General features: G+C 66.5%; 10 protein-coding genes. 8 read left to right on the top strand and 2 right to left on the bottom strand.

Annotated features, from left to right (window positions below; genetic code table 11):
• Nucleotides 1-137 precede the first annotated feature (137 nt).
• From ccmI to ACVIJ6_RS34830, 8 genes are all read left to right on the top strand, one after another.
• Entirely contained in the window at nt 138-1,238 is a 1,101-nt protein-coding gene (ccmI, locus tag ACVIJ6_RS34865; protein WP_456776442.1) for a c-type cytochrome biogenesis protein CcmI, read from the top strand.
• Between the two features lie 31 nt (nt 1,239-1,269).
• The gene (gene ccmE / locus ACVIJ6_RS34860; RefSeq protein ID WP_456776441.1) at nt 1,270-1,785 is read left to right on the top strand and encodes a cytochrome c maturation protein CcmE; all 516 of its coding nucleotides are present in this window, start codon (nt 1,270-1,272) and stop codon (nt 1,783-1,785) included.
• Nucleotides 1,782-3,761 (top strand): heme lyase CcmF/NrfE family subunit, encoded by a 1,980-nt coding sequence (locus ACVIJ6_RS34855; protein WP_456776440.1) that lies wholly within the window; start codon nt 1,782-1,784, stop codon nt 3,759-3,761. The genes ccmE and ACVIJ6_RS34855 overlap by 4 nt, the downstream gene beginning before the upstream one ends.
• 5 nt (nt 3,762-3,766) lie before the next feature.
• Nucleotides 3,767-4,252: a cytochrome c-type biogenesis protein gene (locus tag ACVIJ6_RS34850; protein WP_456776439.1), complete on the top strand. Its 486-nt coding sequence runs from the start codon at nt 3,767-3,769 to the stop codon at nt 4,250-4,252.
• A 441-nt stretch (nt 4,253-4,693) separates the two neighbouring features.
• The gene (locus ACVIJ6_RS34845; RefSeq protein WP_456776438.1) at nt 4,694-6,037 is read left to right on the top strand and encodes a methyl-accepting chemotaxis protein; all 1,344 of its coding nucleotides are present in this window, start codon (nt 4,694-4,696) and stop codon (nt 6,035-6,037) included.
• Nucleotides 6,038-7,320: 1,283 nt separating this feature from the next.
• Nucleotides 7,321-8,322, top strand: coding sequence for an IS5 family transposase (locus tag ACVIJ6_RS34840; protein WP_456772279.1), 1,002 nt, complete (start codon nt 7,321-7,323; stop codon nt 8,320-8,322).
• A gap of 676 nt (nt 8,323-8,998) precedes the next feature.
• Entirely contained in the window at nt 8,999-10,582 is a 1,584-nt protein-coding gene (locus tag ACVIJ6_RS34835) for a Do family serine endopeptidase (protein ID WP_456776437.1), read from the top strand.
• Between the two features lie 264 nt (nt 10,583-10,846).
• Nucleotides 10,847-11,527 carry a response regulator transcription factor gene (locus ACVIJ6_RS34830; RefSeq protein ID WP_009031474.1) on the top strand — a complete coding sequence of 227 codons (681 nt, stop codon included), beginning with the start codon at nt 10,847-10,849 and terminating at the stop codon, nt 11,525-11,527.
• A 33-nt stretch (nt 11,528-11,560) separates the two neighbouring features.
• Here ACVIJ6_RS34830 and ACVIJ6_RS34825 read toward each other — a convergent pair whose 3' ends face one another.
• Together ACVIJ6_RS34825 and ACVIJ6_RS34820 are read right to left on the bottom strand one after the other, a co-directional pair.
• Nucleotides 11,561-12,235, bottom strand: a complete 675-nt coding sequence (locus tag ACVIJ6_RS34825) for a response regulator (protein WP_456777149.1) — start codon at nt 12,233-12,235, stop codon at nt 11,561-11,563.
• A gap of 23 nt (nt 12,236-12,258) precedes the next feature.
• Entirely contained in the window at nt 12,259-14,592 is a 2,334-nt protein-coding gene (locus ACVIJ6_RS34820) for a GAF domain-containing protein (protein ID WP_456777148.1), read from the bottom strand.
• Nucleotides 14,593-14,711: the final 119 nt, after the last annotated feature.

Genomic DNA, 14,711 nt, shown 5'->3' with positions numbered 1-14,711 from the left:
TACGTAATCTTCCTGAGTTTTTTGGCTTCGGGGGCTGGGCTACCAGGGTGGCAATTGTGAATTGCCGCCGGGAACGGTGCTGGTTAAAAGCTGCGCAACGCGCGTCCGCCGGTGGACGCCGCCTGGAACTCTGTCCGATGACGCTCTGGTTCGTGTTCGCCGTGATGACGGCCGCGGCGATCTTCGCCGTCCTGCTGCCGCTCGGGCTCGGCGCGCGCGCCGCGTCGGACGGCCGCGAGGTCGCCGTCTACAAGGACCAGCTGGCCGAGATCGAGCGTGATGTCGAAACCGGCCTGATCGGCAAGGTCGAGGCCGAGGCGGCGCGGGTCGAGATCGGCCGCCGCCTGCTGGCCGCCGCCGAGCAGGAGGGCGAGGCGCCGGTCCAAACCAGCCTCGGCCTGCGCCGGCTTGCCGCCGTGCTGGCGCTGATCGGGCTGCCGATCGTGGCGCTCGCGGTCTATCTGCCGCTCGGTTCGCCGCAATTGCCGGACTTTCCGCTGACCGCCCGCGCCACGCCCGCGGACGGCGCGCAGCCGCTGGAAACCCTGGTGTCGCAGGTCGAGCAGCATCTGCAGAAGAACCCGACCGACGGTCGCGGCTGGACGGTGCTCGCCCCCGTCCTGGCCCGGCTCGGCCGCACCGAGGACGCGATCCGCGCCTATCGCAACATGATCACCTATGCCGGCGATGGCGCATCCAAGCGCGCCGATCTGGGCGAGATGATCGCGGCCGCCGCGGGGGGCGTCGTCACCGCCGAAGCCAAGGCCGAGTTCGAGCGCGGCCATGCGCTCGACGCCGATGAGCCCAAATCCAATTATTATCTCGGCGTCGCCGCCGAGCAGGATGGCCGCAAGGACGATGCCGCCGCGATCTGGCGGAAGATGCTGAGCAAGGGCCCGGCGGACGCGCCGTGGCGGCCGCTGGTCAGCGCCGCGCTTGCCCGGGTCGGCGGCGGCGAGGCGCCGGCGCTGCCGAACGAGGCCATGGCCGCCGCCAAGGGCATGAGCGACAATGACCGCGAGACGATGATCCGCGGCATGGTCGACCGTCTCGCGGCGCGATTGAAGCAGAATGGCGACGATGTCGAGGGCTGGCTCCGGCTGGTGCGCGCTTATGTCGTGATGGGTGATCTCGACAAGGCCAGATCGGCGTTATCGGATGCGCGACAGGCCGTGAAGGATGCCGAACGGTTGCGCCAGCTCAACGAGGGCGTGAAGACGTTCGGGCTGGATGGATGAGCGGCGCTTCCGCCGCCAACGGGATGTTGGGATGACACGCAAGCAGAGGCGTTTGACGATCATCGGTGGGGCGCTGTTCGTGCTCGCGGTCGCAGCCGGGCTGGTGCTGAATGCGCTGCGCGATTCCATCGTGTTCTTCTCGACGCCGACGATGGTGGCCGAGAAGCATATCGGCCCGGGCAAGCGCTTCCGGCTCGGCGGCCTGGTGCAGCCCGGCTCGCTGAAGCGCGGCGACGATCTCGCGGTGACGTTCGAGGTCGCCGATGGCGGCGCCAAGCTGCCGGTCGCCTATAAGGGCATCCTGCCGGATCTGTTCCGCGAAGGGCAGGGCGTCGTCGCCGAGGGGGCGCTCGATGCCGCCGGAGTGTTCAAGGCCGACACCGTGCTCGCCAAGCATGACGAGACCTATATGCCGAAGGAAGTCGCCGACACGCTGAAGAAGCAGGGCCATTGGAAGGACGATTACGGCAAGCCGCAAGCGGCGAAGCCGGGCCCGGTGTCGATGCGCGAGGGGGCTGACAAGAGCACCGCGGGAGCGACCCAGTGATTGCAGAGAGCGGACATTATGCCCTGGTGCTGGCACTCGCGCTGGCGTTGATCCAGTCCACCGTGCCGATGCTCGGCGCTAGCAGGCGCGACGTCGCGCTGATGAATGTCGGCCGCTCCGCGGCGCTGGCGCAGCTCGTCTTCGCCGGCCTGTCCTTCATTGCGCTGATCACCCTGCACGTGACCTCGGACTTCTCCGTCGCCAACGTGTTCGAGAACTCGCACTCGATGAAGCCGCTGCTCTACAAGATCACCGGCGTGTGGGGCAATCACGAGGGCTCGATGCTGTTGTGGGTGTCGATCCTGGCGCTGTTCGGCGCCATGGTCGCGCTGTTCGGCAACAATCTGCCGCTGTCGTTGCGCGCCCGCGTGCTCGCGGTGCAGGCCTGGGTCGCGACCGCCTTCTATCTCTTCATCCTGATGACCTCGAATCCGTTCGCGCGGCTCGCTACCCCGCCGATCGAGGGGCGGGATCTCAATCCGGTGCTGCAGGACATCGGTCTCGCGGTGCATCCGCCGATGCTCTATCTCGGCTATGTCGGTTTCTCGATCTCGTTCTCCTTTGCGATCGCAGCTCTGCTCGAAGGCCGCATCGATGCCGCCTGGGCGCGCTGGGTGCGGCCCTGGACCCTGATGGCCTGGATTTTTCTGACGCTCGGCATCGCCATGGGCTCGTACTGGGCCTATTACGAGCTCGGCTGGGGCGGCTGGTGGTTCTGGGATCCGGTCGAGAACGCCTCGCTGATGCCCTGGCTGGCCGGCACCGCGCTGTTGCACTCCGCGCTCGTGATGGAGAAGCGCAACGCGCTCAAGGTCTGGACCATCCTGCTGTCGATCCTGACCTTCTCGCTGTCCTTGCTCGGCACCTTCCTGGTGCGCTCCGGCGTCATCACCTCGGTGCACGCCTTCGCCAGCGATCCCACGCGAGGCGTCTTCATCCTCGGCATCCTCGTGCTGTTCATCGGCGGCAGCCTCACTCTGTTCGCGGGCCGCGCCACCGCGCTGAAGCAGGGCGGGCTGTTCGCGCCGATTTCGCGCGAGGGCGCGCTGGTCTTGAACAATCTGCTGCTCACCGTGAGCTGCGCCACCGTGCTGTTCGGCACGCTCTATCCGGTCATCATGGAGGCGCTCGACTTCAAGCTCTCGGTCGGCGCGCCGTTCTACAATCTCACCTTCGGTCCGCTGTTTGCGCTCTTGCTGCTGATGGTGCCGTTCGGCCCGATGCTGGCCTGGAAGCGCGGCGATCTCGTCGCCGCGGCGCAGCGGCTGCTCGCGGCCGGCGTCGCCTCGCTGGTCGCGATCGCGATCGCCTGGGCCTGGGCGCGCGGCGGCAGCGCGCTGGCGCCGCTCGGTATCGGCCTCGGCGTGTTCGTCATATCAGGCGCCATCGTCGATCTCGTCGAGCGCAGCGGCGTCGCGCGCGTGCCCTTCAAGACCGCGCTGCACCGCACCCGCGGCCTGCCGCGCTCGGTCTGGGGCACCGCCTTCGCCCATGCCGGCCTCGGCGTCGCGCTGCTCGGCATCGTCTGCGAGACCACCTGGAACAGCGAGCTGATCAGCACGCTCCGTCCCGGCGATGTCCGCAACCTCGCCGGCTACGAGATCAAGTTCGACGGCATGACCCAGCGCCAGGGCCCGAACTTCACCGAGGTCGTCAGCACCTTCATCATCAGCGAGGACGGCAGGCAGCTCAGCGTGATGACGCCGAGCAAGCGCAGCTTCGCCACCCGCGGCATGTCGACCACCGAGGCGGCGCTGATGACGCGCGGCGTCAGCCAGCTTTATGTCTCGCTCGGTGACACCACGGCCGATGGCGGCCTTGCCGTGCGCATCTATCACAAGCCGCTGGTGCTCTTGATCTGGTTCGGCCCGGTGCTGATGGCGTTCGGCGGGCTGCTGTCGCTGTCGGATCGGCGGCTGCGCGTCGGTGCGCCGCGGCCGGCCCGTGCGGTGCGCGCGTTGCAGCCGGCGGAGTAAAGCGGATGCGGAATCATCTCCGTCTGGCCTGTCTCGCGCTGCTGCTGCTCGCCGCGCCGGTGGCGCATGCCGTGCAGCCCGACGAGGTGATGGCCGACACCGCCAAGGAGCAGCGCGCCCGCGCGCTGTCGCGCGAGCTGCGCTGCATGGTCTGCCAGAACCAGTCGATCGACGATTCCGACGCGCCGCTGGCGCGCGACCTGCGCCTCCTGGTGCGCGAGCGTCTCGCCGCCGGTGACAGTGACAATCAGGTGTTGGATTTCCTGGTCGCCCGCTACGGCCAATTCGTGCTGCTGAAGCCGCGCTTCGAGCGCCAGACCCTGCTGCTGTGGCTGCTGCCGCCGGTGCTGCTGCTCGGTGGCGGCCTCGCGCTATGGCTGCAGGTCCGCCGTCGCGGCCAGCGCGGCGTCGAGACCGCGCCGAAGCTGACGGCGGAGGAGGAGGCGCGCCTCGCCGCCCTGATGGCAGCCGAGAACCCGCCGGCGCCGTAAAGGCCCGCTTCAACGCGCTGTCGAGGGGCCAGTGCAGCTCCGGCTTCGGACCAACCTCCTCTCCATGAGCATGCTGCTCATGGTCAATGTGCAGCGCCGCACTCGGCGCCAAAGCCTCATGGTGAGGAGCGCCGCGCGCAGGTCGGGCGGGCCGCAGGGTCGTCATGGCGGCGCGTCTCGAACCATGAGGCCGGCGTCACGGGCCTCGCCCTTCGAGACGCCCGCCTGAAGGCGGGCTCCTCAGGGTGAGGGGCGGACGCGGTGCGGTGACTCGTGAGGTCAACGATGACAAGTCAGATCAAACGACCGATCCCTGCTCGCGAGCGTCTCGCAAATCCCCGTGCTCTCCCGTGGTCGGCAAGCCCCCCGGCTTTCAGCTTATTTTACCTTTGTCTGGAAACGTGCGTCAGACATTCCGTCTGACGTTCCCGGGCAAAGCCAATGTTCTCCAACAGCAATCTGACCATCCGCTTCCTCGTGGGGGGCGTCGTCGCCTCGCTTCTGCTGCTGTTGGCGATCGGCGGCGGCACCGGCTTCATCGCGGTGCTCTATCTTAACAACCAGATCACCAGCCTGTCCGCCGACTTCGCGGCCCTGAGCGGCCCGGCGCGTGATCACGCGATGCTGACCTATCAGCAGGCGCAGTCGGCCTTCTCCTATTTCATCACCGCTTGCGTCGTCATTGCGGTGTTCGCCAGCGCTGTCTGCCTGATGACCTATGCCGCCGTGCAGAACGGCATCCTGCGTCCGCTCGCGGCGATGGTCAGCGCCATGCGCGACGTCGCCGACCAGAAATACGACACGCGCATCCCCGGCCTCGGCCTCGGCAATGAGATCGGCCAGCTTGCCGGCGCGCTGGAGGTGTTCAAGACCAACGGCATCGAGCGCCAGCGCCTCACCGAACGCGAGCTGCAGGAGGCGCAGCGGCAGGGCGAGCGCTCGCGCTATCTCGACGGCCGCATTCACTCCTTCAACGAGCTCGTCGCCAGCGTCGTCAGCAGCGTCGCGTCCTCCGCAGTGCGGTTGAAGAGCAATGCCGAGACGCTGTCGCGCGCCGCCAATGACACCTCGGCCAAGGCGAACGCGGTCGAGGCCGCCGCCAACCACGCCAATCGCAACGTGCAGACGGTGGCCGGCTCGACCGAGGAGATGACGAACTCGATCGGCACCATCAGCCGCCGCGTCTCCGACGCCACCCAGCGCGCCGAGGGCGCCGCGTCGCAGGCCGAGAAGAGCAAGAACACGATTCATTCGCTGTCGGATGCCGCCGAGAAGATCGGCACCGTGGTGCAGCTGGTGCAGGCGATCGCTGCGCAGACCAATCTGCTGGCGCTCAACGCCACCATCGAGGCGGCGCGCGCCGGCGAGGCCGGCAAGGGCTTCTCGGTGGTCGCCTCGGAGGTGAAGAACCTCGCCGACCAGACCAGCAAGGCGACCGACGAGATCTCGGCGCATGTCGCCAGCATCCAGGGCATCACCGCGGAGACCCGCGGCGCCATCGACGGCATCTCGACCACGCTCAGCGAGATCAGCGCCATCATGTCCGGCATCGAGGTCGACACCTCGCAACAGCGCAACGCCACCCAGGACATTTCCAAGAGCGTCCAGGAAGCCGCCCGAGGCACCCTCGATGTCTCCAACCATATCGCCCAGATCACCTCCACCTCGGCCGAAACCGGCCGCCTCGCCACCGACGCCCGCGACGCCGCCGGCGACCTCTCGCAGCAGGCGGAAACCCTGAAGCGCGAGGTCGACGCGTTCATCATCAGCGTGAAGGCGAGCTGATCGGGCGACGAGTGACGCTGATCGACGTCTTCGCTATGCTGTGAGGCTCACCTCTCTCCACCGTCATGGCCGGGCTTGACCCGGCCATCCACGTTTTTCCGCTTGCGCGGGAGCTGGATGCGCGGGTCAAGCCCGCGCATGACGCCCGAGTGTGTTGAGCTCATCTGTATCGCTGAGGGGCAGCCAGACAAGATTCAAGGGCGGCGGCTAACGCCTTCGGCTGAGCCGCCCGACGATCCGGCGTCATGAGTTGAGATCGCGCGTGTCCGACGCACGCCTAACACGACGCCCTCACCAAGCCCTCCACTGTTGTCCCGGATAAGCGTGCTCCCGGCAACGCGGAGCGTTGTTGGGCAAGCACGCGCCGATCCGGGACCCATAAAATCAGGGAGATGTTGTTTGGACGAGATGTCGGACAAGCCTTGTTTCACAACAACCGCTGCGGAGTATGGATCCCTGCGTTCGCAGGGATGACAGCGGAGGATGGGCCAGCCGCTCGCGCCACACCGGCAGCGCAATTCGAGCTCGACGCCTCTTGTGCCCGTCGCCCAAATCACCCCGATTTCCGAAAATCCGTCAAGGTATTCCGAAAAACATAAATCGTTTGGCGCCCGCCCCAAATCACCCCTATCTTCCGCCCATTCCGTTCCACCGAGGGGGCGTATCGCGATCGTCACGGACGTCGGATGCGGAATGCGATGGACGCGGGCTGCTGCAGCGGGGCTTGGCCTCGCCGACGAACGGCGGAGCGCGGACGTGAAATCGTGTGGTCCTGGCCTCCCGGTGCTGAGGCCAAGCCGGCGGTGATGATCCGCCAGGCGACGGGGGCAAGTCAGCCGGTCCCCGGGGAGATCACGTATAAGCGTTAACACCATCGCGCAGGGAAGGCCGGGATGTCTCCGCCGAACCTGTGGTTCCTACCCCGTGCTTTCTGTTTGCACGGGGGCCATGGGAGCGGCGAGCTCCCGGCCTTTCCTGCGCCCTCGCCGTGAGGGTGAGATGTCGGGCATGGCTCGGGCGTGGAATGCGTCGCGAGGGTGATGGTGTGCATCTCCACGTGCTGTTTGATCGTGTGGATCGGAATATCTCTCCGCGTCATTGCGAGCGGAGCGACGCAATCCAGAGTCCTTGCTGAGCCCTGGATTGCGTCGCTGCGCTCGCAATGACGGAGATTGGGGCGGGCAGGGTGCCTCGCACGCGGCTGTCATCTTCCGCGAAGGCGAGGGCTTTGCATAAGTCCAGCCAGATGGTTCTCTTCTGATGGAGATTCGCGGGAGAAGATCATGGCGGAGCGGCAGATCGGCCAATTGAGCTTTACCGATGACCTGGTCAGAGATGCTGTGCGCGCGAATGCCGGATTGCAGCGCGTAGCGGAGTTGGTCGATTGGAGTGCTGTCGAGGCGCTGCTGAGTGTCTTGCGCAGCGGGTCCATGGGCGCGCCAGCGTATCCTTCGCTGGCGCTCCTGAAGGCGCTGTTGCTGCAGCAATGGTATGGCCTGTCTGATCCGGGCCTTGAGGAAGCCTTGGTCGATCGGCTGTCGTTCAGGCGCTTCCTGGGGCTGTCCCTGTCCGATCGGGTACCAGATCATTCCACGCTGTGGCGTTTCCGCGAGCAACTGGCCAAGAGCGGATTGGCCGAGCGCGTCTTTGCCTTAATCACGGCGCAAATCGAGGCGTCCGGCTTTGTTCTGAAGCGCGGCACCCTAATCGACGCCTCGCTGGTCAAGTCGGCCGTCAATGCGCCCGAACCGCCGGATACTCCTTCACCTCCAGACGCCGACGGCAGACCCGCGAGCAAGCTGATCAGAAGCCCCCTCGATCCGGAAGCCGCCTGGACGAAGAAGGAAGGTAAATATTTCTTCGGCTACAAGGCGCATGTCGCAATGGATCAAGGCAGCCGCATCATTCGGCGGGCGACCTTCACGCCTGCCAATATCAACGATTCCGTACCTGCCAACGCATTGATCTGCGGAGACGAGAAGACCGTCTATGCTGACAAGGCCTATGACAGCAATGCTCGTCGCGAGAAGTTAAAGGCTCTCGGTATCCGCGATGGAATCGCACGCCGAGCCAACCGTTGGCACCCGATGCGCCCATGGATGACCCGCCGGAATGAGTTGATTTCCTATCTCCGGGCGCCGGTCGAGCCGCTGTTTGCGCTCTTGAAGAAAACCTATCGCTTTTCGCGGGCACGACACCGCGGCCTCGCCCGGAATTCGGCGGCCTTCTACCTCGCAATTACAGCCATGAACCTCAAGCGGTGGATCACCCTGCACCCTGTCTAACCCAGGTGCCGGGCCCATCGGCCCTGCATCGTCTTCGATGCTTCGAGAGCTAATCTACTCGAATAAGACATGGCCGCCCCTAGACCTTGTCGGCCCAACTTCTGCAAAGCCCTCGCGAAGGCGGAGGATCGAGGACTCCGAGGTGGTCGTGGTTGAGCCGAGAGGCCACGGCGTACTGGATTCCCCGCCTTCGCGGGGAATGACAGGGGAGGGCGGGGCGGGAGCTTGCGCGATAGTGACGGCGTCGGTGATCCCCGCATGTCGCTTCGCTGATGCTGGCCACGGGGGGCTGGACGCAGCCGGAATGGGGAGGGCGGATGAGCGCCAGCGTCATGTGCCGTTTTGGCCAGGCGGTTGGGTCTGGTGGGTTTACGTCTGCGGCGAACCCGCCCGGCGAACGGACGGGAGGTGCGCTACGACTTTGGTCGGGCGGTCACAGAGATGGCAGCGGTGGGGCTGGCGGGACTGCGGCAAGCGATTGAAACTGCAACTCTTTTCTTCCGCGGCCTGCGATCTGCGCCATTCTGCCGCAGTCTTCATGTCCGTCCATTACAGAAGTTTAACGCCGCAGCCAGCACGCCGTAAGGCGGCGAGCCCCATCTTCACTGGCGAACGGGGCGAATAGCCCGGGACCCAAGTTTTGACCTTGACCAAAATCGCTTGCGGAGAAAACCGTATGACTGAACGTCTGACCGACCTGTCCTCGCTTCCCTCCTATCGCCAGCCCCGGCGCGGGCTGTTCTCGGCGCGCAAATTCGCGCTGATGGCCTCCGTGGTCGCGGGACTCGGCGTCGCCGCCTATGGCCTGTCGCCGCAGGGCGCGCCGCTCGACCTGTTCTCGACCTCGGCGCATGCGCAGGTGGCGAATGAGGTCAGCAAGGTCGCGCGCCCGGTCGGCTTTGCCGACATCGTGGAGCGGGTGAAGCCGTCGGTGATTTCGGTCAAGGTCAACATCGCCGAGAAGGTCGCCAAGAACGACAGCGACGACGACACGCCGTTCCAGCCGGGCTCGCCGATGGAGCGCTTCTTCCGCCGCTTCGGTGGTGAGAACGGCATTCCCGGCATGCCGGGCCGCGGCGGCCGCGGTGGCGGTCGCGCGGTGACCGGGCAGGGCTCCGGCTTCTTCATCTCCGCCGATGGCTATGCCGTGACCAACAATCACGTGGTCGACGGCGCCGACAAGGTCGAGGTGACGACCGACGACGGCAAGACCTACAGCGCCAAGGTCATCGGCACCGACCAGCGCACGGATCTGGCGCTGATCAAGGTCGAGGGCGGCTCGAACTTCCCGTTCGCCAAGCTCGCCGACGGCAAGCCGCGCATCGGCGACTGGGTGCTGGCGGTCGGCAATCCGTTCGGCCTCGGCGGCACGGTGACGGCCGGCATCGTCTCGGCCGTGGGCCGCGACATCGGCAACGGCCCGTATGACGATTTCATCCAGATCGACGCGCCCGTGAACAAGGGCAATTCCGGCGGTCCGGCGTTCGATGTCGACGGCAATGTCGTGGGCGTCAACACCGCGATCTATTCCCCGTCCGGCGGCAGCGTCGGCATCGCGTTCTCGATCCCCGCTTCGACGGTCAAGAGCGTGATCGCGCAGCTCAAGGACAATGGCTCGGTCAGCCGCGGCTGGATCGGCGTGCAGATCCAGCCGGTGACGCAGGACATCGCCGACAGCCTGGGCATGAAGAAGGCCGAGGGCGCGCTGGTCGCCGAGCCCCAGGCCGATGGTCCGGCGGCGAAGGCGGGCATCCGGTCCGGCGACGTCATCACCTCAGTCAATGGCGAGCCGGTGAAGGACGCGCGTGAGCTCGCCCGCACCATCGGCGGTCTCGCGCCCGGCGCGTCGGTGAAGCTGAACGTGCTGCAGAAGGGCCAGGAGAAGACCATCAGCCTGACGCTCGGCAAGCTGCCGAACACAATCGAGGCCAAGGCCGATACCGGCGGCGACAATTCCAGCCCGACCCGCGGCGCCGACGTGCCGAAGCTCGGCATGACCGTCGCTCCGGCGTCGAGCGTGGCTGGCGCCGGCAAGGAAGGTGTCGTCGTCACCGAGGTCGATCCGAAGAGCGCCGCGGCCGATCGCGGCTTCAAGGAAGGCGACGTCATCCTCGAAGTGGCCGGCAAGAGCGTGACCTCGGCCGGTGACGTGCGCGAGGCCATCAATGCCGCCCGCAACGACAACAAGAATAGCGTGCTGATGCGGGTGAAGAGCGGCGGCCAGTCGCGCTTCGTCGCGGTGCCGCTGGCCAAGGGCTGAGGCTTTCACGAGATGGAGGGTCGCCGGCATGTTGCCCCCGCGTCGGCGGCTCTTCCTGGGGGCGGGCCTAAGTCCCGCTCCCGTAAACCTTCCGGTTGGAACAACGCCCCCCTCCGTCGGAAGGAACTCGGGCGGTGAAGTCCCCCAGCTTCACCGCCCCCTTTCCTGTTTGATTAACCCCCCGGCGCGGGCCGCCTTGCACGGAAGCGGCGGCCGGGCCATGTAGATGGACATCCAACCGTGACCGCCGCCCCCGTTTCCGCAATGCGCCTCCTGATCATCGAAGACGACCGCGAGTCCGCCGACTATCTGGTCAAGGCGTTCCGCGAAGTCGGGCATGTCGCCGATCTCGCGGGCGATGGCGAGGAGGGCCTCGCCATGGCCGAGAGCGGCGATTACGACGTGCTGGTGGTCGACCGCATGCTGCCCAAGCGCGACGGCCTGTCCCTGATCGGCGCGCTGCGCGACAAGGGCAACCGCACCCCGGTTCTCATCCTGTCGGCGCTCGGCCAGGTCGACGACCGCATCAAGGGCCTGCGCGCCGGCGGCGACGATTATCTGCCGAAGCCCTACGCCTTTGCCGAGCTGCTCGCCCGCGTCGAGGTGCTGTCGCGCCGCCATGGCGGTCCGGCCGAGGAGACGACCTACAAGGTCGGCGATCTCGAGCTCGACCGTCTTTCTCACCGGGTGGCGCGCGGCAAGGACGAATTGACGCTGCAGCCGCGCGAGTTTCGCCTGCTCGAATATCTGATGAAGCATGCGGGGCAGGTGGTCACGCGCACGATGCTGCTGGAGAACGTCTGGGATTATCATTTCGATCCGCAGACCAACGTGATCGACGTCCACATCTCGCGGCTGCGCTCCAAGATCGACAAGGGGTTCGACCGCCCGCTGCTGCACACCATCCGCGGTGCGGGCTACATGATCCGCGACGGCTTGCGGTGATCGGCGATGGCGGGCTGCAGACCCGTCAACGTCTCACGGCGCGCTCAGCCAGCCCTTGCCGATGGCATAGTGGATCAGCTCGACCCGGCTCTGGAAGCCGAGCTTGGTCATGCAGCGCTTCTTGTAGGTCTCGACGCTCTTGACGCCGATCCGCAATTTCAGCGCGATCGTCTTGGCGCTGTAGCCGGCCGCCGTCAGTTGCGCCACCTCGATCTCACGCGAGCTGAGCTCGACGCCGGACAGCGCGTCGGCGCGGATCGGGATCTGCCGGGCCGCCGCGCCGAGCGCGCGGTCGGCGATCGCGGGATCGAGATAGACCGCTCCGGCGGCGACCGCGTGAATGCCGCGGTTCAGCTCCTCGGTGGCCGTCCGCTTCAGGACATAGCCGACGACGCCGATTTCGAGCGCCTGGCGGAAATAGGCGGCGTCCTCGTGCACGGTCAGCAGCAGCACGCGGCTGCTGGGACAGGCGGCCAGCAGCTTCCGCGCCACCTCGATGCCGCTCATGCCGGGCATCGAGAGGTCGAGCACCACCACGTCGGGCCGCAGGTCGATCGCCCGCCGCAGGGCGGTCGGTCCGTCGGGCGCCGATCCGACCAGATCCAATTGCGCGTCCTCGGCGATCAGCGCCTTGATGCCGTCGAGCACGATCGGATGGTCGTCGGCAAAGAACACGCGGATGCGCGCAGATGTCTGCGGCTCGTCCATCGGGATTTCCTGGCCCGTCGTCATCACAGCGGCACCCTGGCAAAGACGGTGGTGCCGCGTCCCGGCGACGATTCGATTTCCAGCGAGCCGCCGACCAGCGCAAGCCGTTCGCGGATACCGAGCAGTCCGAGCCGCATCGCCGGGCTGGCCGTGGGGTCGTCCGCATCGGCAGGAAAGCCGCGGCCGTCGTCTTCCACGATCATGCTCACCTCGCGATCGGTGACGTTGAGGATCACGCCGACCTTGCGCGCCTCGGCATGCCTGACCACGTTGGTCAGCGTCTCCTGCAGGACCCTGTACAGCGTGGCCTCGATGGCCTTCGGCAATCGCATGTCCTTGGGCGACAGATGCAGATAGTAGTTGAGGGCCGCGTTCTCGCTCCAGCTTTCCAGCAGGCTTTCGATCGCCTTCTGAAGGCCCAGATCGTCGATCGCGCTCGGACGGATCTCGGTTGCGATGCGGTTGACGTCGCGGCCGAGGTTGTCCGCAATGGTCTTCATGCCGTCCAACCGCTGCTGCAGCCTGTCACCGTCGGCGACCTCGTGGCCGATCGCCTGCAACCCGAGCTGCAGCATCGTCAGCGACTGGCCCAGCGTGTCGTGCAGTTCACGGGCGATGCGCTGCCGCTCGGTCTCCTGATCCGCCACGGTGCGGCGCAGCACCTGGGTGAGGTCGCCTTCGACGGCGGCGCGCAGCTCGGTCTCCTTGCGCAGCGCCTGGGCGAGCCGCTCCGACTGCGCCAGCCGCTCGTTGAGCTCGCTCGTCAGCCGCTCCTGTCTTTGCCGGGCGGCCTCGCGCTCGCGCGCAAGCTGATCGATGCGCCGCAGCACCACCTCGAGCAGGGCCACCCTGAGCCGGTGCGCCGCTTCGACCTCCGCCGCGAGCCAGGGCGAGGCGTGCAGCCGGACCAGCTCCTGCCACATCGCGAAGCTGGTCCGCGGCGTCAGCATCTCGTGGTCCGGCCCGCCTTGCGCCGGCTTGGTCGGCTTGCCCGCCCAATTGACCGTCTGCACCAGCTCGGGGCGAAACCACAGCACATAGTCGCGGGGACACTTGGACACCGACAACGCCAGCAATCCGCTGGCGACATCGGCGAAATGTTCGGCGGGCGGATAGAGCAGGGCGAGGCAGTCGGTCTGAAACACGCCCTCTTTGACGGTCGCGTTCAGCCAGCCGACGATCGCCTCGGTCGCCTCGCGATCCGGCGTCGCTCCGATGTTGGTGAACTGCCCGTCGATCCACAAGGCGACGCCGCCGGCCGGAATGAGGTCGAGCAGATTGGGCCGAAACCGGATCAGACCGGCGGCGAGCTCGGATTCCTGGCTCAGCCGGTTGAGCAGCTCCTCATGGATCTTCGCGCTGCGCTTCTGCAGTTCGAAGCTCTCGGCGGCGAGGCGGGCTTCCAGATGCGAGGACACCATCTCGGCGAACAATTCACAGGCCTCGCGCAAACCGTATGGCAGATAGCGCGGTTCGCGGTGGTGACAGGCGATCAGGCCCCACAGCCGGCCACGCATGATGATCGACATCGACATCGACGCCACCACGCCCATATTGGCGAGGTATTGGCGATGGATCGGCGAGACGCTGCGCAGCGTGCTCTGGCTGAGATCGAGCGCGGCGGCCGGTGGCGCGTCGGGGAGAGACAGGATCGGCGCCGGCGCATAGCGCGCATCCGGGATCGCGCGAATCCAGTTGGTGCGATAGAGCTCGCGCGCCTGCTTTGGAATATCCGAAGCTGGATAATGCAGGCCAAGAAAGGATTCGACGTCCGGCGCCGCGGCCTCGGCGATGACGGCGCCGCTGCCGTCGTCCAGGAAACGATAGAACATCACCCGGTCGAAACCGACGAGGTTGCGGACCTCATCGACCACGGCCTGACAGAACGACGGCGCCGTCTCCGTCTGCTGGATGTTGCGCAGCATGCCCTTGACGGCCGCGAGCGGATTGTCCGGCCCTTGCTCACGTCGGGGCTCGATTTCGACCACGAGCACCGCGCCGCTGCGAAAGGCGATCACGTCGGCGCTCGCCTCGGAATGTCCGGCGATGCTGAAGGCATGCACCGCGCGCTGCGTGCCGGCGCCGCCGGCGAGCGCGCGCAGCTGTCGCGTTTGGTCGGGCGAGAACAGCCGCGAGGCGCTGTCTCCCAGCAGCGTCTGCGGCGCCGCCGTCAGCATGCCGGCCGCATCGCCGCCGGCATGCATGATCCGCAGTTCGTCAGGATCGAGCCCGAGCAGCAGGCCATGGGGCTGGATTGCGCCCGGCGTGTGGATCGGTTCGCGGTCGCAGAGCGTCAAATCCGCTTCGCTGACGCAGGAGATGGAAGCGTTCGCCGTGCCGTCGAAGATCGGATCCATCGCTGTCATCAGTCTCACGATTTCGGTGAATGCTAATCCCGCATCCGTCGTGTGCCCACTGGCGCGCCGCGCGTTTCAATGTCCGGGATTATCCTGACAGTCCAGAATGTCCATTATAA

It is taken from the genome of Bradyrhizobium sp. USDA 4369 (assembly GCF_054056435.1).
The sequence above is the reverse complement of the archived record's forward strand: the minus strand, read 5'-3'. Positions and strand labels throughout refer to the sequence as shown.

Excerpts from the sequence above, each read along its gene's own strand:
- ccmI (WP_456776442.1), top strand. The coding sequence starts at position 138 with ATGACGCTCTGGTTCGTGTTCGCCGTGATGACGGCCGCGGCGATCTTC.
- ccmE (WP_456776441.1), top strand. The coding sequence starts at position 1,270 with ATGACACGCAAGCAGAGGCGTTTGACGATCATCGGTGGGGCGCTGTTC.
- ACVIJ6_RS34850 (WP_456776439.1), top strand. The coding sequence starts at position 3,767 with ATGCGGAATCATCTCCGTCTGGCCTGTCTCGCGCTGCTGCTGCTCGCC.
- ACVIJ6_RS34845 (WP_456776438.1), top strand. The coding sequence starts at position 4,694 with ATGTTCTCCAACAGCAATCTGACCATCCGCTTCCTCGTGGGGGGCGTC.
- ACVIJ6_RS34840 (WP_456772279.1), top strand. The coding sequence starts at position 7,321 with ATGGCGGAGCGGCAGATCGGCCAATTGAGCTTTACCGATGACCTGGTC.
- ACVIJ6_RS34835 (WP_456776437.1), top strand. The coding sequence starts at position 8,999 with ATGACTGAACGTCTGACCGACCTGTCCTCGCTTCCCTCCTATCGCCAG.
- ACVIJ6_RS34830 (WP_009031474.1), top strand. The coding sequence starts at position 10,847 with ATGCGCCTCCTGATCATCGAAGACGACCGCGAGTCCGCCGACTATCTG.
- ACVIJ6_RS34825 (WP_456777149.1), bottom strand. The coding sequence starts at position 12,235 with ATGGACGAGCCGCAGACATCTGCGCGCATCCGCGTGTTCTTTGCCGAC.
- ACVIJ6_RS34820 (WP_456777148.1), bottom strand. The coding sequence starts at position 14,592 with ATGGATCCGATCTTCGACGGCACGGCGAACGCTTCCATCTCCTGCGTC.